Origin of the sequence: Pseudoclavibacter sp. RFBB5, assembly GCF_002931555.1 — a bacterium.
Taxonomy (GTDB): domain Bacteria; phylum Actinomycetota; class Actinomycetes; order Actinomycetales; family Microbacteriaceae; genus Pseudoclavibacter.
The window spans coordinates 183,855-201,606 of sequence record NZ_PSTZ01000001.1 but is presented as its reverse complement, the minus strand read 5'-3'; the positions used below and the strand labels follow the sequence as shown (position 1 = coordinate 201,606).

Sequence of the window (17,752 nt, the reverse complement as noted above, 5' to 3'; positions counted from 1 at the left end):
CCCACATGGCTTCACGCAGCTACGCACGCGGCACCACCGAGTTCGACCGAGGGCTGACCTTCTTCGACGCCATCTACGCGGTCGCGATCACCCTGCTGATCGTCGACATCAAGCCGCCGACGGCCGAGCACTGGACGAGCTGGGATGCCTTCGCCGGCTCCGGTGTGCTCGACCAGCTGCTGGCGTTCACGATCAGCTTCTTCGTGATCGCGAACTTCTGGAAGGTCAACCACCGCCTCATGGGGCAGGTCGACGCGCTCGACGGCGCGGTGCTGAACGCCAACATCGTGGCCATGTTCTTCATCGTGGTGCTGCCGTTCACAACTGCGTCGATGAGCGAGTCGACGGTCGACTCGCAGCCGTTGCCCGTCGTGGTCTACGCCATCAGCATCATCTGCGCGTCCCTCGCGCAGCACGTGATCTGGGTCATCGCGGTGCGCCGCGGGTTGACGGAGAACTCGGTCGCGGCTCGCCGCCGCTCAGCCTTCACGTTCGTCGTGCCGGCCGTGTTCGCCCTGTCCATCCCGGTCGCGTTCCTCTTCGGGCCAGACCCGGCGCGCTACACGTGGCTGCTGCTGCTCCTGACCGGCCCCGTCACGTCCGCCATCCAGAAGCGGATGGCCGAACGCGACGGGGACGGCACAGCGGACAGCTAGGCCCAGCCCCAGGCTCCGTCAGGCCTGATGTCGAGGCGCCGGTGCCACACCGTGGTGTCGGACGCCCGCAGCGCGTCTTCGTCGATCGTCACACCCCAGCCCGGTCGGTCGTCCCGCAGCTCGAGGTAGCCGCCCTCCGGAACATAGGGATCCGGGCACCACGTGGTCTCGTCGAACTTGTACTCGAGCGTCAGGAAGTTGCTGCAGGCCGCCGCGAAGTGCACGTTGTGCGCGGTCGCCAGCGGACCCATCGGGTTGTGAGGCGCGAGCATCACGTTGTGCAGCTCCGCGACCGTCGCGATGCGACGCATCTGCGACAGGCCGCCGACGACGGCGATGTCGGGCTGTGCGATGTCGACGCCGCCCGCGTTGAACAGCGAGAGGAACTCGTGCGCGGAGTAGAGGCTCTCGCCAGTCGCGAGGGGAACGTCGAGCCGGTCCCGGAGGTGCCCCCACGAGGCGAAGTGCTCTGGCCGCAGCGGCTCCTCGAGGAACATGGGCTGGAACGGCGCGAGCGCATTGCCGAGCTCGATGGCCTTGTACGGCTCGAAGACCTGCGCGTGGGCGTCGAACCCGAACTCCCACCGCGGGTCCGCGTGCTCACGGATGGCGCCGAAGTAGGACGCGACCTCGTTGACGACGAGCCCCCACCTGCGGTCGTGGATGTCGGTCCGCCACGGGCTGAGCTTGAACGACGTGAACCCGTAGGTCTCGTTGAGCTCCGCGGTGCGGTCGCGCACATCCTCCGGGTCCGGGGCCGAGTACAGCCCGCAGTACACGCCGACCCTGTCCCTCACCTGTCCCCCGAGGAGCCGGTAGACGGGCACCCCGAGCGAGACGGCGCTGATCTCCCACATCGCGTGGTCGAGCGCCGCGATCGCGGCGAGCCCGATCGCGCCAGGGGGGAAGCGGGCGAGCCGAAGCAGCTTCTGGGTGACGTGCTCCACCCGCGTCGGGTCCTCGTTCCGGATCTGCTCGAGCAGGAACTGGAAGATGGGGAACAGCGCCTCGTCGGGCCCGTGGTTGTAGGCCTCACCCCAGCCCGAGATGCCCTCGTCCGTGTCGAGACGGACAAGCACGCGCGGCCGGTCGCCGACTCGGGCGAGGAAGGCCTCCAGCCCGACGATCTTCATGCGCTCGCCGCGAGGTCTGCGTGCGAGTGCAGCTCGTGGTTGGCCGACCACGCAGTGAGGATGCGCGACACGTGGGCCGCCGTCGCTGCGTCGACCTCCGCGCTCGGCGGGCGGACGGCTCGTGAGCCGACGCCGAGCTGGAAGAGCGCCTCCTTGATGACGCTCACGTTGTTGGCGTTGGAGTCGAGGGCGCGGAGCTCCTCGAACTCGCGGATGGATTCCGTGAGCCGACGCGCGGTCGCCGTGTCGCCATCCCGCAACGCGTCCAGCAGCTCGAGGGAGAGGCCCGGGTTGACGCAGACGAGGCCGGAGGTGAAGCCGGTCGCCCCGTGCGCGAAGTAGGAGAGCGCGTACGGCTCGGCGAGGCCGGCGATCCAGGCGAGCTGCGGGGCTGCGCTGCGCACCCGGGCGAACATGACCGGGTCGGCGATGGCGTACTTGACGCCGACGACGTTCGGGCTCCGGGCCGCCAGCTCCGCGATCATCGAGCCGTCCACCCACGGGTTCCGGACGTAGAGCACGACCCCCAGCTCGGGGAGCGCGTCCGCGATCGTCGCGTGGTAGTCGATCCACCCCGTGCGGGAGATGTAGGGATGCACGGGCTGGTGGATCATGACCATCTCGGCGCCGACCTCTGCCGCCGCCCGGCCATCCGTGATCGCCGTGTCGGTGTCGAAGCCCACTCCGGCGACGATGAGCGCCCTGCCGCTCGCGTGGGTCGAGACGGCACGCACGATGTCGAGGCGCTCGTCGGGGCGGAGCGCGTAGAACTCGCCAGTGTTCCCGTTGGGGGTGAGGACCCGAACGCCCGCGTCGAGCATCCGGTCGAGCACTGATCTCAGGGTCTGAAAGTCGATGGCGCCGTCGGCGAACGGCGTCACCGGGATCGCCACGACGTCCGAGAGGCGGGCTGCTTGCTCATGCATGGTGTTCCTCCAGGAGAGTGAGGGCGTGTTCGGTGAAGCGTCGGATGTGGAGGTCGACGAGGTGCTTGGCCTCTTCGGCGTCGCCTCGCGCGGCGGCCTCGAGGATCGCGACGTGCTCGTGCGCCTCGTGGACCCAGGTGATCCCGTTCTGCCAGGCCGTCACGCTGATGAGCGCCGTCTGGTCGCGCAGGTCGTCGAGCATGGAGAGCAGGAGGGGGTTGCCGCAGCTCGCGTAGGTCAGCCGGTGGAAGTCGCGGTTGGCGATGCTCCGCTCGGCGCTGTCCTTCGCGGCTTCAGAGCGCTCGAGCGCGTGCTGTGCCGCGGTCAGATCGATGCCGTTGCCGACCGCGAGCCTGACAGCCTCCGGCTCGAGCAGGCAGCGCACCTCGAAGACGGCACGCGCCATCTCGTAGTCGACGGAGCGGACCACGGCACCGCGGTACTCCATCATCGTGACCAAGCCGAGTCCCGCCAGCGTCTTCAGCGCTTCGCGCACGGGGGTCTTCGACACCCCGAAGCTCGCGGCGAGCTCTGACTCGACCAGGGGCTGCCCCGCTCGAAGTGCTCCAGAGAGGATCGATTTCCTCAACGATTCAACTACATGCCCAGTACGCGACAACGGCGTCGCCATCGGGGCCAAGGGTTCAAAGCTCATGTGGCCCTCCTTCGAAATGGACACTAGCACGATCTGATAGAGCATGTATGGTGTCTAGTATATGATCGACCGCATCGCCGCTCGACGGTGCAACGGCAACGAGGCCACGAAAGGAATCGCAATGACGCGTTCTCACCCCCGGAGACGGAAGCTCACGACCGCAGCGCTTGCCGGCGCACTCACCGCGACACTCGCGCTGACAGCCTGCGCGGGCGGAGGCGACGTCGCGGAGGACGGCGTCGTCACGCTGCAGCTGTGGGATACGGACACCAGGCCGGAGCGGACGGAGAGCCTCCAAGAGCTCATCTCCATGTTCGAGGCCGAGAACCCGGACATCAAGATCGAGTACCTCGGGCTCCCGACCGACTCCTACATGCAGAAGATCGGCACCGCGATCGCGACGAACTCGACCCCTGACCTCGTCACCCCGAAGGCTTCCGATCTCTCCGGCCTCGTCGCCCAGGGCGCGCTCGCCCCCATCGACGACCTCATCGAGGCGGGCGGATGGGAGGAGCAGCTCGACCCCGGCCTCGTCGACAGCACGCGCAAGGCCGTCCCAGACGGGGCCCTCTACATGACACCGGCCACGGCGATCGCCGACACCATCTACTACCGGGCCGACTGGCTCGCGGATGCGGGCCTCGGCGTGCCGGAGAACTGGGACGAGTTCGACGCGGCAGCGGCCGCGCTGACCGACCAGTCGTCCGGACAGTTCGGGTACACCATCCGCGGTGGCAACGGCTTCTTCCCGCAGTTCATGCAGATGGTCTACACGCGAGCAGGCATCGCCGAGATCTTCGATGAGAGCGGCAAGGCGACCCTCGACGACCCGGCGGTCATCGAGGCCGCCCAGAAGTACGTCGACCTCTACAAGACGACGACCGCCGAGAGCGACCTGACGGCCGACTTCAAGGTGATGATCGCGCAGTTCACCGGCGGCGGTGCCGGCATGCTCAGCCACTCGATCGGCTCGTACCCGACCATGCTGCAGACTCTCGAGCCCGAGCAGATCGCCGTCAACACCCCGTACGAGGCGGACAACGGCGTCGAGGTGATCGGACGCCTCACGACCGGCTTCGCGATGTTCGAGCAGAGCGAGAAGAAGGAGGCCGCCTCCAAGTTCCTCGAGTTCACGATGGGCCAGGAGGGCAACAGCTTCTGGGCCGAGGCCTCCGGCTACATCCCCGGCAACACCGCGGTGTTCGAGGACCAGTGGGTGCAGGACAACCCAGCCATCTCAGCAGCCATCGCGTCGAGCCAGAACCCCGACGCCGTGTCCATGAACGTGCCCTACTACCTGCCCGAGTGGACGTCCATCACCGGCACCGACATGCTCCCCGACTGGCAGCGCGTCCTCCAGGGGCAGATGACGGTCACCGAGTTCTGCACCAAGTGGGCGGACTCACTCACCGAGGCCAACGAACGGTACCAAGAACTCACATCTTGATCCTGCGATCAAGCCGCGCCGTGGCGGGAGCTCTCTCTCCCGCCACGGTGGAAAGGAAATGATGACGAAAACGGTCCCCCAGACGAAGCCGCCAAGGCCGAAGATGAACCGCACGAAGTGGTACCCGTACGCACTGATCGCCCCGGCCGCCGCGCTGGTCCTGATCTTCCTCGTCTACCCCGTAGGCAGCGTCTTCTACTACAGCCTCCAGCAGTACAACCCGACGTTCCCGATCTACAACGGCTTCGTGGGGCTCGGCAACTTCGCCGACATCGCCTCGGACGAGAAGTTCTGGCGCAGTCTCGGCTTCACGTTCCAGTGGGTGATCGTCGAGGTCGGCCTCCAGTTCATCTTCGGGATGATCCTGGCCCTCCTCATCAACCAGGCGTTCAAGGGCCGAGGCATCGTGCGCTCGCTGGTCTTCACGCCGTGGGCGGTCGCCGGCATCCTCACCACCACGATCTGGCTGCTCATCTACAACCCGACGACGGGCCTCGGGCGCTACCTGGCCGACATGGGCCTCGTCCAGTACGGCACCTCGCTGCTGTCCGGCGAGGGAACGGCGTTCTGGGCGGCGGTCCTCGCCGAGCTCTGGAAGGGCGCGCCCTTCTTCGCGATCCTCATCCTCGCCGACCTGCAGTCGGTCCCGCAGGACCTCTACGAGTCCGCCGAGATGGACGGTGCGGGTCGCATCCGCAAGTTCGTGTCGATCACCTGGCCGCACGTGCGCCAGGCCGTGGTCATCGCGACCCTGCTCAGGGCGGTGTGGGAGTTCAACAACGTCGACCTCCTCTTCACGCTGACGGGCGGTGGGCCCGCCGGTTCGACGACCACGCTTCCCCTCTACGTCGCCCAGACCGCGATCTTCGACCGCGAGTTCGGCTACGGGTCGGCGCTGACCGTCATCGCCTTCATCATCCTCATCGTGTTCACCGTGATCTATCTCCGAGCGAACCGCTTCGGACGGGAGAACTGACATGTCCCTCACCACACTCGCGCAGCCGCAGGGCCTTCCGGCGCCCACAGAGCCCGAGACGCCCACGAGCAAGAAGGAGGCTCCGCTCAACAAGCCGCGGCCGAAGTCGCTGCTCGACCGGCTCCTGCTCGCCGTGCCGCTGACGATCGCGCTGATCTTCACGCTCGTGCCGTTCTACTGGATGCTGCTGTTCGCCTTCCGCCCAGCCGGCTCGACCTCGCTGGTGCCATGGCCCATCACCTTCGACCACTTCATCAAGGTGTGGAACGGGAACGGCTTCGGGGTCTTTTTCCTCAACAGCCTGTACGTGGCCGGCGTGAGCCTTGTCATCTCCACCGTCATCGGCCTCCTCGGCGGCTACGCGCTCGCCCGGTTCGCCTTCAAGGGCAAGTCGGCGTTCGTGCTGATCATGCTCTGCACGCAGTTCATCCCAGGTGCGATGCTGCTGATCCCCCTGTTCCAGGTCTTCAACGGGCTCGGCCTGACGAACTCGCTCTGGGCGCTCATCATCTCCGACACGGTCTTCCAGCTGCCACTCTCGCTGGTCTTGATGGCCGGGTTCATACGCAACGTGCCCATCGACCTGGAGGAGCAGGCGTGGGTCGACGGATGCTCTCGGTTCAGAGCCTTCATCACCGTCGTCCTGCCGCTGCTCAAGCCGGGCATCGTCGCCGTCGGCTCGTTCGCCTTCATCAGCGCGTGGAACAACTTCCTCTTCGCGATCATGTTCATCACCTCCCAGGACCAGTTCACGATCCCGGTCGGGCTGAGCTACCTGCTCGGCGAGTTCGGGACCGACTTCGGCGCGCTGGCAGCCGGCGGCGTCGTCGCGGTCGTGCCCGTCGTCGCGGTCTTCGCCTACGTGCAGAAGTACCTGGTTCAGGGCCTCAGCGCTGGGGCGGTCAAGGGGTGAGCGTCGACGCCTGGACCCTCCTTCGGAACACGGAACGCGGTGTTCGCGCCCGTGGGCTCCGCGCCGCGGCGGCCGCCATCCGGGAGGATGCATCGGAGCTGGTCGCGATCGCGGCCGCCGAGACGAGCCTCAGCGCAGCCCGCCTCGGTGGGGAGATCGAACGCACGGCCTCGCAGGCCGAGCTGTTCGCCGACCTCATCGACGAAGGAAGCTACCTCGACGCGGCGATCGACCACGAGGCGCCTGGCGCGCCGGAGCTACGCCGAATGCGCGTACCGATCGGGCCGATCGCCGTCTTCGCGGCGGGCAACTTCCCATTCGCCTTCGGCGTCTTCGGCGGGGACACGGTCTCCGCCCTCGCCGCGGGCTGCCCCGTGGTCGTGAAGACGCATCCCGGCCTCCCCGAGACGAGCAGGGCGACCCACCTGGTGGTCCGCGACGCACTCGAGTCGAACGGCTTCCCCGTCGGTGCCCTCCGGATCGTGACCGAACGGGATGCGGGCCGCGCACTCGTCGAGGATCCCTCCGTGGCGGCCGTCGGCTTCACCGGCTCGGTGTCAGGCGGGCGGGCGCTCTTCGACTTCGCTGCGGCGAGGGAGACCCCGATCCCGGTGTTCGCGGAGATGAGCAGCACCAATCCGACGGTCGTCGCGCCAGAGGCCGCCGAGACCGATGCCGAGGAGCTCGCCGAGCAGCTGGCCGCGGCCGTCACCGCGAGCGCCGGACAGCTCTGCACGAAGCCGGGGCTGATCTTCATCCCGGAGTCGGCGGCGACGCTCATCGCCACCATCTCCGGGCGCATCGCCGACGCCGAGCCCCAGCCGCTCCTCTCCCCCGGGATCACGGAGCGATACGAGCACCGTCTCGATGACTGGCGGCGGGCGGGAGTGCGGGCCCTCGTCGACGGCCGGGCGACGTCGCAGGGCCAGACGGCGATGCTCGGGATCACCTCGCTGGGCGAGCTCGCGGGCACGCTGGAGGAGGAGGTCTTCGGCCCGGCAGCGCTGCTCGTCACCTACAGGTCGCTTGACGAGGTCCCCGGAACGCTCCGTGCGCTCGGGGGTCAGCTCACGACGACCGTGCGCGCGACAGGCCAGGACCTCGACGCGATCGACGAACTGCTCGACGCGGCCGCATCGACGAGCGGCCGGGTCATCGTCAACGGCGTGCCGACGGGTGTCCGCGTGGCCTGGGCGACGACGCACGGAGGGCCGTACCCGGCATCGACGAACGCCTCCAGCACCTCCGTCGGGGCATCGGCCATCGACAGGTGGATGCGAGCAGTGACCTGGCAGAGCACGCCGGACAGGTTCCTGCCGGACGAGCTCAGGGAGGATCCGCGGTCGCGCGTGCCCCGTCGAGTCGACGGCGTGTGGGAGGGGGCGGACGCGTGAGCGCGGCGCAGAGCGGCAACGCCTGGAACGACACCGCTCGCGGCAGGATCGGGTCGTCGCCGCGCAGCGCTTCGGCATCCCGGCCAGCGCGCACGAGGAATGCCTGACCGGCTTCGCGACCCTGCGAGCCGCCATCCCCTTCGGCCACGGGCTCGGGTACGGGTCCACCGACTGGGCCTCGGTCGGGCCGCGCGAGCTGACCGTCGCCGTCGACGGAACGATCGACATCGGCGTCCGCGTCACGAACACGGGCGGGTGGTCACGCCCGGCCCCGTGCGGCTCGGCTTCGAGCGGCACCATCTGGCCCGCGTGACCTACGTGCCGCAGGGCCCGGAGGCGACCGCCTCCTAGCCCTGCGGCACGTACGCGTTCGTGAAGGCGTCACCCTCGAGCGGCTTCTCGAGCAGGTCCTGCTCGCTCATGAACGTCGCCATCGTGGCCCACACCTCGGCGTCGTTCGTGAAGAGCGGCTGCCCGTCCTGTGCGGACAGGAACGGGATGGTCGCCTCGAGGGTCGCGAGCGCGTCGCTCTTCGCCTCGTCGGTGTAGAGGGTCGGGATGTACTCGGCGGCGATGTCGATCGACTCGTCCGGGTTGTCGATCACGTACTGCGTCGCGAGGGCAAGCGCCTCGAGCACGGGTGTGATCGTGGCGTCGTCGCCCTCGATGATCGAATCGGCGACGCCGAGCGACGGCCCGACGAGGGTCGGCGCGTCCGCCGGCGCGATCTCGATCGTGCGCACCGGGAAGCCGGCCTTCTCGAACTGCACCGCGTCGTTGTTGACGTAGCCCATGACCCCGTCGACGGCGCCGGTCGTGAGCGCCACCTGCTGCGTGTAGCCGATGTGCTCGATCTTCACGTCGTCCGCCGTCAGCCCGTTGCTCTGCAGCAGCGACAGCAGCGCGAAGTACGTCTGCCCGTAGGGTCCTGGCGTGCCGATCGTCTTGCCGCGTGCATCCGCTGCCGTCTTGATGTCGGAGTCCTCCGGCACGATGAGCGTCGCCGGGTACGTGTTGTAGAGCGTCGCGACCGAGGTGACGGGGATGTCTGCGGCACGGGCCTGCGTGATCTCGTCGCCGCCCGCGTACACGAAGTCCTCGGTGCCGTTCGCGAGAGCCCCGAAGAGGTCCTCGCCTTCACCGTGATGGCGCAGCTCGACATCGACGCCCTCATCCTCGAAGAAGCCCTTCGCCTCGGCCACGTAGAACGGCACGAACTGGATGTTCGGGGTGTACGTGAGGCCGATGGTGGCGGCTCCCGCGGGCTCGGCCGTCACGTCTGTGGCGTTGCCATCGGGGGAGGTCGAGCATCCGGCGAGCACGGCCATGGCCGCCACAGCACCCGCAGCGACCAGGGAGCGCAGTACCCGAGGGCCGCGAGCAGCGCGGCCTGCGGTGTTGAGGTGAAGGTTCATGGGCGTCTCCTGGTCGAGATGGGCGGGTCAGGCGGTTTTGGTCAGGGGGGTTCGGGTCAGGCGGGGAGGGGTTCGTCGGCGAGCACGCGGGCTCGTCGCTTCGTCTTGGGCTCGTCGTCGTTCCAGGTGACGGCGTTCTGGAACAGGCGCATGAGGATGTACAGCGCGACGGCCAGGAGGACGAGCATGAGGAGCGTGGAGAAGATGCCAGGGATGTCGTTGGCGTCGCGGTTGAGGGTGAGGAGCATCCCGAGGCCCCGGCCGCCCATCGTGAACTCGCCGACGACGGCACCCGTGATCGACAGCGTCACGCCGGCACGGATTCCGGCGAGCACGCTGGGCAGCGCCAACGGGGCCTCGACCCACCACAGCAGCTGGTACCAGTTGGCGCCGTCGATGCGGCCGGCCTCGATGACGTCCTGCGGGAGCTGCCGCACCCCGAGCACCGTGGTGACGATCATCGGGAAGAACGACATGATGGCGCACAGCACGACCGTGGGCGCGAGGCCGTAGCCGATCCACAGCACGAGCAGCGGGGCCAGCGCGATGGCCGGCACGGCCTGCGACGCGGCGACGTACGGGGTGATCGCGACGTCGACCCAGGGCAGGCGCGCGATGAGGTAGCCGAGCGGGACAGCGACGAGGATCGCGAGGAGGCTGCCGAGCAGGGCCGCGGACAGCGTCACCCAGGCGTGGGAGAGCATGGGCCCCTGCGTCACGTCGAGCCAGAAGCGCTCGGCGAGCTGTCCCGGCGCGGGGAGAAACTGCGGCGAGATGAGACCGGCGGCCGTGACGGCCCACCACACAGCGAGCACCGCGACCGCCACCGAGATCGGTGCGGAGATGCGTGCTGACGTCGTGTTCATCTACCCGGCTTTCGTGGAAAGCTCCGGGGATGACGAGGCGCGTGGGTTCGCCGAACAGGTCAGCGGATTCCACGAGCTGACGGTACGCCGAGGCGTGCCGTCACGTGCACCTCCCTTCCGGACTTTCACCGTCGGTTCCGGAATTTCACCAGATCAGCCACTCCCTTGCGGGAGCAGGTCGCGGACTATAACCGCCGGCTCGGAATTACACCGACCCCGGAGCACGTGGACTCTGCTGTCAGAGTACGACAGGTCCCTGCGAAGCGCGACCTCGTGACGCTCCGCGTCAAGCGAACAGCTGGGTCAGGCCTCAGTCGAGTGGTCGCCCCGCGCCACCTTGATGGCGTAGTCGACGGGGCTGTCCGGCGCGTCGACGCCCTCAGCGGAGTCCGGCTTGTCGTCGATGACCGTGTCCGAGTCGACCGCGTCCGGCTCTGCGGGCTCGGGGTCGTTCCGGTCGGGCATCGTGCTCGGGTTCGAGAACTCGTTGGTGTCGCTCATGATTCCTCCGTCTCGGCTGCGGTCGTTCAGCGGTTGCTGTCGTTCAGCGGTTGATGTCGTCGTCGAGGCCCGCGTCTTCGATGGCCTGCTCCTCAGGGTCGGGCGGCGGCAGGACGTCGGGCTGCTGGGCTGGAGGCTCGGCTCCGGCGGCACCGGGCGCACCTGGGCCAGGCTCGAAGGCGGCGGGCATCTCGCGCTGCTCGTGGGGGCGGGGGATGAATGGTTCTGCCATGGACATGCGTCCATCGTGGTCAGATGGCGCTCGACCCTTCAAGGGTCTTCAGCGGAGGCTCACCGGGCTATCCGCTCCCGCCCAGCTTCCCGCACGCGCTATTGCGCGGCCTGCGCCTCCGCACTCTTCTTCGCGTTGCGGAGCTCGCTGGCGATGGCGGCGGCGGCGATGGGCTTCGCGAGGCCGAGGCGCTCGGCGATGCCACCGGCGTCGAACTCGGCGTCGACGGTCACGCGGGTGCTCGCTGGCGTGATCGCCTCGGTGCGCACCTCGGCGGCGAAGGACGCGCGCCCCTCGACCGACTCCCAGCGCAGGCGCTCGCCCGGCTCGTTGACGACGACCCTCGCGTCGATGGACCGACGCTGGCCGACGAGCTCCACATCCCAGCGGATGAGGTCGGGGCCGAGCACCTCGACGTGCTTCACGATGCTGAGCACGCTGGGGAGCGACTCCGGCTCCGCGTACAGGCTGAACAGCACGTCGACGGGCACATCGATGTCGATGGATTCACTCACGAAGGTCATGCGATCAGGGTAGTCGTCGCGCCCTGGGCTGCCGCCGGACTACTCGCTGGCAGTGAGCGAGCCAGTCGTGGATGCTCCCGGTGTGGAGGCGAAGCAGCGGTAGCTGCGGTGCCCTGCGTCCCAGTCGTCCTGGCTCAGCGGGTAGCTGGCCTCGATGACGAGTCCGGGGAGGGTCGCCGCGACGGTCGTGTCGAGGACGTCCGTCGCCTGGCAGGTGATCTGGGCGCGGTCGCGCAGCGCTTCCTCGCCCGGGTACTCGTCGCTCTCGGAGAGGGGTGTCGCCTCGACCTCGGCGAGCAGCTGTCCGGAGTGCTCGAGGGCGCAGTCGACGGCCTCGAAGCGTGGCTCCCACGCCGACACGAAGTCCTGGATGCACTGGCCAGGCTCGAGCAGGGAGGCATCGACGCCGGCGAGCGGCACCGTCGTCGTGGGCGGGCTGGCGGTCTCTTCTGGCGGCACGGTCCCGTCGCCGAACGGCTGGAGCCAGACTCCGAGCGCGACCCCGCCGAGGACGAGCACGCCGAGCAGCGCCGCCAGCACGCCGCGGTTGCGGCGCCCAGCTGCTCCACGGATGTTGGTCACGCCGCGAGCGCCTAGGCGAGGCCCAGGTCTTCGAGGCCGATGGCGGCACGGTACGGGTAGCCCGCGGCCTCGATGATGCCCTGCGCTTCCGTGGCGCGGTCGACGATGACGGCGACGCCGACGACGTTCGCTCCGACCTTCTCGAGGGCCTCGATGGCCTTCAGCGGCGAGCCGCCCGTCGTGGAGGTGTCCTCGAGCACGACGACCCGCTTGCCCTCCAGGTCGGGGCCCTCGACCTGGCGGCCGCGGCCGTGGTCCTTCGGCTCCTTGCGCACGACGAACGCGTCGACGATCTTGCCCTGCGCGAGCCCCTGGTGCATGACGGCGCTCGCGAGCGGGTCGGCGCCCATCGTGAGGCCACCCACAGCGTCCACGGGCCCGAACTCCTCGACGAGGTCGAGCAGCACGCGGCCCATGAGGGGAGACGCGCGGTGGTCGAGGCTCAGCTTGCGGAGGTCGATGTAGTACGTCGCCTTCTTCCCGCTCGTGAGGGTGAAGTCACCGTGGAACACGGCTTCGTCGCGGATGAGTTCGATGAGGGCGTCGCGGTCTGTCGTCACGGGCCAAGCCTAATCGCCCGCCGCGCCCGTCAGTGCGCGGCGATGGCGTCCGCGATCGTGGCCCTGGGATGCGCGCGGCGCCACTCCCGCAGGGCGGCCCCCGTCGGCAGGCCGTGGGCATCGCGGCTCGGGGCCGGGCCGCCACCGTGCGCTGCGGCGGGCCGGGTCTCGTCGGCGCCGCTCGACGTCGTCGAGTCGAGCTCCTTGGTCTCAATCACGCTGTTCGTCTTCATCACGCCTCCTCCGGCCGGCGCCTGCCTGGCCTTCGTTGTCTCGGGATGCTTCCGGTCCTGCGAGTCGATCTGAGGCCAGCCCAGCAAGCCGGTCGACCTGCTGTCAAACGGACCGGGGGCTCATCGGCGTCTGCGGGGCACGATCCGCGATTCCCAGCGAATCCTGCGAGCCCTGCGATGACGGCGATGTCGGTGCATTCGCTGCCACCGGGCGCACGCCCTCTGTAAGGTGCCCGTGAGACGCCGAAGACCCGCCCGCCAGGAGGTGGCGAGCGGGTCTCGGGGTCAGCACGGGGGCGAGGCTCAGCGGTTCAGGAACTCCAGCACGACCCGATTCCACTCTTCGGCGTGGCTGACGTTGACGCCGTGGGGCGCATCCGCCACGACGTACAGCTCAGAGCCAGCGATGGCTTCGTTGGTGCGGGCCCCGGAACCCTCGAACGGCACGGTCGCGTCGCTGTCTCCGTGGATGACGAGCGTCGGCACCTTCACCGCCTGCAGGTCGTCGCGGAAGTCGGTGTTCGCGAATGCCGCCATGGCCTGCAGCGCGGCTGGCTTGAAGGCCTGCTTCGTGAGGTCGATGGCGGCCTGCCGCTCGGCTTCTGACACGACGAGCGTGCCGTCGACCGAGTAGAACGTGGTGATGAAGTCGTCGTAGAACGACTCCTGGTTCGCGGTGAGCGCGGCCGTCATCTTCGCGGCTTCCCCCGCTTCGAGGGGGCCGTCGGGGTTGGCGGGCGTCTTCAGCAGGTACGGCGGCACGGCGGATGCGAAGACGACGCTGTGCACGCGCTCGTCACCGAACTTGGCGAGGTAGCGTGCCACCTCGCCGCCACCCATGGAGAAGCCGACGAGCGTCACGTCGCGCAGGTTCAGGGCCTCGAGGACGGCCTGCAGGTCGTCCGCGAAGTCGTCGTAGCTGTATCCGGTCAGCGGCTTGTCGCTGCGGCCGAAGCCGCGGCGGTCGTAGGTCACCACGCGGTGGCCGGCCGCCTCGAATGCCGGCACCTGGTGATTCCAGGCCTCTCCCGAGAGGGGCCAGCCGTGGATGAGCACAACAGGGCGGCCAGTCCCGCCCGTGTCGTCGACGTGGAGCTTCGTGTCGGTGAGCAGGCCGTGGTGAGCGAGGATCTCAGTCATTGGTTGCCTTCCCGCGCCGCACCCTGCGACGCTTCCACCATCATTCGGAACCGACCTCCGCGTCGGATCGGTGGCTCCTGGGCAACGTCCAGACTCGCGCGGGGCGGCCCGCTAGGTCACACGTCGATCGAGAACGCGAGCAGCTGGAACGGCGCGCGGCCGTCACCCGGATCGACGGTGCGCACGCGCGACTCGAGGATCGAGAACCCGAGGCGCTCGTACAGGCGGTGAGCGCGCACCATCTGCGGGCCGCTGTTCATGACGACTCGACGCAGACCCCGCAACCGTGCGAGCTCGATCACGAGCGTCGTGAGCGCGGCCCCGACACCGCGTCCGCGGGCGCTCGGGTCGACCGCCAAGAGCCGGAAGTCGAGCTCGTCATCACGCTGCGGCAACGAGGTGAGGTGCTCCCCCGGCTTCGGCGTCGCGACGGATCCGAGCAGCTCGCCGCTCTGCGGATCCACCGCCACCCACACCTGATGGGCCGCCGCCCGCTCGCCGACGGAGATGATGTCGTCGCGGTAGCTGCCGGAGATGCTGTACTCGAGCTCGTAGGCGCGCAGCGACAGCTCGGCGACCGCGTCGACCTCGCTGGGTCGCACGAGCCGCACGACGACGCCCGGGGCGGGTTGCAGCTGCAGCCGGTAGTCGACGTGCGGGATGCGTCCCTCGCTCGCGACGCCGCGCTGGCCGGGCTGGCCGGGCTCGTTGGTGCGCCGGTAGCCGAGCCCCTCGTAGAGCGCCTGCGCCGCGGAGTTGCGGTCACCCGTGTCGAGCACGAGCGCGGACGCACCCCAGCCGAGGGCGGTCTCGCTCGCCGCGAGCATGAGGCGCCTCGCGACGCCGAGCCGCTGGGCGGTCGGCGAGACGGCGAGGAGCCGAACCTCGGCCTCGTCGGCGACCGCGAGCCGCGATGGGCCGGCGCCCGCCCGCGCGATGCTGAGCGTGCCGAGGATCTCGCTGGCCTGCTCTGCCCGACGCTCAGTCAGACGCTCCGCCACGAGCACGCTGCCCGCCGCGGCCCGGCCCTCGACGTCGCGCACGAGGCGCTGTCGCTCCTCGCCGACGGGCAGGTGACCGTACGGCCCGGCCGCGAAGGCCGCCTCGCTGACCCGGACCACCTCTGGCCAGTCGGCGGGCCGCGACTCGCGGACGCGCACAGCCGCGGACGGCGTCGCGCGTGCATCCTGCGTCGCGACGGATGCGGTCTGCGTCATACGGCGGGCTCACTCCCCGCGTCGCCGCCGGCCTTGGACAGCGGCGTCTTCTCGCCAGCCTCGATGCCCACCGGCAGCCGGTTCTCGGCGGGAGGCAGCGGGCACGTCGCGAAGACCGTGTACGCGCACGGCAGGTTCACGGCGCGGTTGAAGTCGACCGTGACGCGGCCGTCCGCATCCGGAGCCGAGACCGAGAGGGCGCGGTTCGCGGCGTACGTCGTGAGCCCGCTCGTCGCATCCGTGAACAGCACGAGCAGCGAGCCGGCCTCGTGGCCGTTGAAGGCCGTGAGCGAGAACCGCTCGCCGCGCAGCTCGAAGGTGACCTTGCCAGGTGAGGAGTACACGTGCTCGAGCCCCTCGACGGCCGCGCCGACCGTGACGTCGCGGGGCTCGTCGAACGCCTCGAAGCTGCCCTGGGCGCGCCAGCGCAGGTTGGGCAGGTACGTGGGGGTGCCCGAGTAGGAGGCCAGATAGTCGTAGTCGGGGTCGCGGGGGCGCACGATCGTGAAGCCGCCGCGCTTGGCGATCTCGATGAACACCTTCCCGGCGCGGGCGCTGACCCCGTCGCGCTCGGCGATGCACGGGAAGCGGTGAAGGCGCGGACCCTGCAGGAGCAGCCCGTCGGCCTCGAGGGTCTCGCCGTCCGCGAGGTCGACGACCGCCTGACCGTCCTCCAACGACCAGGCACCTGGGATGCCCTCGATGGCCTGCGGTTCCTCCGAGAGGAACGTGAGGCTCGTCACCGCGAGGAAGCCGTGCCCGTCGGTGCGCCGCTTCTCGTGCTCGACGTGCCACGCCTCCCAGTCTCGGTTGAACTGGGCGCGATCGACGGATGCGTCTTGGACGAGGGAGGCCGAGGTGCTCATGCGGGGATGGTAGGCAGAGCCCACCCGCAACCGTAAGACCGCAGCTACGCCGGACTACTCAGGGCGTCACATAGCGCAAGGCGAGACCGCGGTTCGTGCGACACCGCGGAAACACGCCGGACATGAACTTCATTCGTTCGCGTAACACCACGGCCTCACAGGCGAAACAGCCTGAGCGCAAGCTGAGTGCACCCCGACGCCCACGGCGTCCCCTTGCAGAGAGGTCTACAACGATGGATCAAGGAAATACCGCATTCATCCTCTTCGCGGCGGCGCTCGTGCTGCTGATGACACCTGGACTCGCCTTCTTCTACGGCGGCCTCGTGAAGGCGAAGAGCGTGATCAGCATGATGATGATGAGCTTCGGCGCGATCGGCCTGATCGGCGTGCTGTGGGTGCTCTACGGCTACTCGATCGCCTTCCCGGCAGCTGACGGCCTGAGCCCGCTCTTCGCGATCGACCCGTCCGCGATGGGGCTCTCCAGCCTCCTCGAGGTCCCGGAAGACGCCGCCTACCCGCCGCTCGCGTTCGCCGCCTTCCAGGCGACCTTCGCGATCATCACCGTCGCCCTCGTGTCCGGCGCCATCGCCGACCGCGCGAAGTTCGGTTCGTGGATGATCTTCGCCGGCATCTGGGCGACCGTCGTCTACTTCCCCGTTGCCAGCTGGGTCTTCAACTTCGGCCTCGCCGACGACGGCTCCTTCGCCTACGGCGGCTGGATCACCTACGGGCTGCAGGAGACGTTCGGCGTCGGCGTCATCGACTTCGCCGGTGGCACGGCAGTGCACATCTGCGCCGGTGCGGCAGCCCTCGCCCTCGCCCTCGTCCTCGGGCGTCGCGTCGGCTTCGGCAAGGGAGCGCACGTCCCCCACAACCCGCCCTTCGTCCTCCTGGGCGCCGGCCTCCTCTGGTTCGGCTGGTTCGGCTTCAACGCCGGCTCCGAGCTCGCCGCTGACGGCGTCGCCGCCCTCGCCGTCGTCAACACCATCGCGGCCCCCGCGGCGGCGCTCCTCGCCTGGCTCGTCGTCGAGAAGATCCGCGACGGCAAGCCAACCTCGGTCGGTGCCGCGTCCGGTGCCGTCGCCGGTCTCGTCGCCATCACCCCGGCCTGCGCATCCCTCGACCCGGTCTGGGCGATCCTCCTCGGCGTCATCGCCGGTGCGGTCTGCGCCCTCGCGATCGACTTCAAGTTCAAGCTGGGCCTCGACGACTCGCTCGACGTGGTCGGCATCCACCTCGTCGGCGGCCTCATCGGAACCCTCTACCTGGGCTTCTTCGCCAACGGAACCGGCCTCTTCCTCGGCGGTGACGGCACACAGCTCCTCGTGCAGGCCATCGCAGCCTTCGCGGTCATGGCCTACTCCTTCGTCGGCGCGTTCATCATCGGGTTCGTCATCCACAAGACGATCGGCTTCCGCGTGAAGGACGAGGACGAGATCGCAGGCCTCGACACCGTCTCGCACGGTGAGGCCGGCTACGTGCTCGAGGATGCCCGCGTCTAGCATCCGCCCCGCAC

General features: G+C 69.0%; 20 protein-coding genes and 1 riboswitch. Of the genes, 6 read left to right on the top strand and 14 right to left on the bottom strand.

All coding sequences use genetic code 11. The annotated features are described in order from the left end of the window. Nucleotides 1-5 precede the first annotated feature (5 nt). Nucleotides 6-656: a TMEM175 family protein gene (locus tag C5B97_RS00980; protein WP_104310281.1), complete on the top strand. Its 651-nt coding sequence runs from the start codon at nucleotides 6-8 to the stop codon at nucleotides 654-656. Here the strand turns inward: C5B97_RS00980 and C5B97_RS00975 are convergent. Genes C5B97_RS00975 through C5B97_RS00965 form a run of 3 tightly spaced genes read right to left on the bottom strand, consistent with a single transcriptional unit; the run spans nucleotide 653 to nucleotide 3,370 of the window. Continuing rightward, entirely contained in the window at nucleotides 653-1,789 is a 1,137-nt protein-coding gene (locus tag C5B97_RS00975) for a mandelate racemase/muconate lactonizing enzyme family protein (RefSeq protein WP_104310280.1), read from the bottom strand. The genes C5B97_RS00980 and C5B97_RS00975 overlap by 4 nt on opposite strands. Beyond that, the gene (locus C5B97_RS00970) at nucleotides 1,786-2,715 is read right to left on the bottom strand and encodes a dihydrodipicolinate synthase family protein (protein WP_104310279.1); all 930 of its coding nucleotides are present in this window, start codon (nucleotides 2,713-2,715) and stop codon (nucleotides 1,786-1,788) included. Before C5B97_RS00970 ends, C5B97_RS00975 begins: the two co-directional genes overlap by 4 nt. Then, nucleotides 2,708-3,370 carry a GntR family transcriptional regulator gene (locus C5B97_RS00965; RefSeq protein WP_104310278.1) on the bottom strand — a complete coding sequence of 221 codons (663 nt, stop codon included), beginning with the start codon at nucleotides 3,368-3,370 and terminating at the stop codon, nucleotides 2,708-2,710. The genes C5B97_RS00970 and C5B97_RS00965 overlap by 8 nt, the downstream gene beginning before the upstream one ends. 121 nt (nucleotides 3,371-3,491) lie before the next feature. On the opposite strand from C5B97_RS00965, the gene C5B97_RS00960 reads away from it, so the two are divergent. The 4 genes from C5B97_RS00960 (at nucleotide 3,492) to C5B97_RS00945 (ending at nucleotide 8,100) form a co-directional block, all read left to right on the top strand. After that, nucleotides 3,492-4,817: a sugar ABC transporter substrate-binding protein gene (locus tag C5B97_RS00960; RefSeq protein ID WP_181026844.1), complete on the top strand. Its 1,326-nt coding sequence runs from the start codon at nucleotides 3,492-3,494 to the stop codon at nucleotides 4,815-4,817. Between the two features lie 103 nt (nucleotides 4,818-4,920). Further along, nucleotides 4,921-5,793, top strand: a complete 873-nt coding sequence (locus tag C5B97_RS00955; RefSeq protein ID WP_211892138.1) for a carbohydrate ABC transporter permease — start codon at nucleotides 4,921-4,923, stop codon at nucleotides 5,791-5,793. 1 nt (nucleotide 5,794) lies between these two features. Further along, entirely contained in the window at nucleotides 5,795-6,706 is a 912-nt protein-coding gene (locus C5B97_RS00950; RefSeq protein WP_104310275.1) for a carbohydrate ABC transporter permease, read from the top strand. Further along, on the top strand, nucleotides 6,703-8,100 hold the full coding sequence (locus C5B97_RS00945; RefSeq protein ID WP_104310274.1) for an aldehyde dehydrogenase family protein: 1,398 nt from the start codon (nucleotides 6,703-6,705) through the stop codon (nucleotides 8,098-8,100). Before C5B97_RS00950 ends, C5B97_RS00945 begins: the two co-directional genes overlap by 4 nt. A gap of 347 nt (nucleotides 8,101-8,447) precedes the next feature. Here the strand turns inward: C5B97_RS00945 and C5B97_RS00940 are convergent, their stop codons facing one another. The 11 genes from C5B97_RS00940 to C5B97_RS00890 form a co-directional block, all read right to left on the bottom strand. Then, complete coding sequence (locus C5B97_RS00940; protein ID WP_104310273.1) at nucleotides 8,448-9,515, bottom strand: ABC transporter substrate-binding protein; 1,068 nt, start codon at nucleotides 9,513-9,515, stop codon at nucleotides 8,448-8,450. A gap of 56 nt (nucleotides 9,516-9,571) precedes the next feature. Beyond that, entirely contained in the window at nucleotides 9,572-10,381 is an 810-nt protein-coding gene (locus C5B97_RS00935; protein ID WP_104310272.1) for an ABC transporter permease, read from the bottom strand. A gap of 101 nt (nucleotides 10,382-10,482) precedes the next feature. Beyond that, nucleotides 10,483-10,609, bottom strand: a riboswitch (FMN riboswitch). 75 nt (nucleotides 10,610-10,684) lie between these two features. Then, on the bottom strand, nucleotides 10,685-10,882 hold the full coding sequence (locus C5B97_RS00930; RefSeq protein ID WP_104310271.1) for a hypothetical protein: 198 nt from the start codon (nucleotides 10,880-10,882) through the stop codon (nucleotides 10,685-10,687). Between the two features lie 43 nt (nucleotides 10,883-10,925). Further along, nucleotides 10,926-11,114, bottom strand: coding sequence for a hypothetical protein (locus C5B97_RS00925; protein WP_146080684.1), 189 nt, complete (start codon nucleotides 11,112-11,114; stop codon nucleotides 10,926-10,928). A 98-nt stretch (nucleotides 11,115-11,212) separates the two neighbouring features. Then, a complete protein-coding gene (locus C5B97_RS00920) occupies nucleotides 11,213-11,638 on the bottom strand; it encodes an SRPBCC family protein (RefSeq protein WP_104310269.1) in 426 nt (141 codons plus the stop codon). A gap of 39 nt (nucleotides 11,639-11,677) precedes the next feature. Beyond that, nucleotides 11,678-12,220, bottom strand: a complete 543-nt coding sequence (locus tag C5B97_RS00915; protein ID WP_104310268.1) for a septum formation family protein — start codon at nucleotides 12,218-12,220, stop codon at nucleotides 11,678-11,680. Nucleotides 12,221-12,231: 11 nt separating this feature from the next. Beyond that, nucleotides 12,232-12,780 carry an orotate phosphoribosyltransferase gene (gene pyrE / locus C5B97_RS00910; protein WP_104310267.1) on the bottom strand — a complete coding sequence of 183 codons (549 nt, stop codon included), beginning with the start codon at nucleotides 12,778-12,780 and terminating at the stop codon, nucleotides 12,232-12,234. A gap of 29 nt (nucleotides 12,781-12,809) precedes the next feature. After that, a complete protein-coding gene (locus C5B97_RS00905) occupies nucleotides 12,810-13,013 on the bottom strand; it encodes a hypothetical protein (protein WP_104310266.1) in 204 nt (67 codons plus the stop codon). A 303-nt stretch (nucleotides 13,014-13,316) separates the two neighbouring features. Next, nucleotides 13,317-14,153, bottom strand: a complete 837-nt coding sequence (locus tag C5B97_RS00900) for an alpha/beta fold hydrolase (protein WP_104310265.1) — start codon at nucleotides 14,151-14,153, stop codon at nucleotides 13,317-13,319. Between the two features lie 116 nt (nucleotides 14,154-14,269). Then, entirely contained in the window at nucleotides 14,270-15,370 is a 1,101-nt protein-coding gene (locus C5B97_RS00895; RefSeq protein ID WP_104310264.1) for a GNAT family N-acetyltransferase, read from the bottom strand. Then, nucleotides 15,367-16,236, bottom strand: coding sequence for a DUF1684 domain-containing protein (locus C5B97_RS00890; protein WP_104310263.1), 870 nt, complete (start codon nucleotides 16,234-16,236; stop codon nucleotides 15,367-15,369). The genes C5B97_RS00895 and C5B97_RS00890 overlap by 4 nt, the downstream gene beginning before the upstream one ends. Nucleotides 16,237-16,469: 233 nt before the next feature. Here C5B97_RS00890 and C5B97_RS00885 point away from each other — a divergent pair, with 233 nt between their 5' ends. After that, nucleotides 16,470-17,738 (top strand): ammonium transporter, encoded by a 1,269-nt coding sequence (locus tag C5B97_RS00885; RefSeq protein ID WP_104310262.1) that lies wholly within the window; start codon nucleotides 16,470-16,472, stop codon nucleotides 17,736-17,738. Nucleotides 17,739-17,752 lie beyond the last annotated feature (14 nt).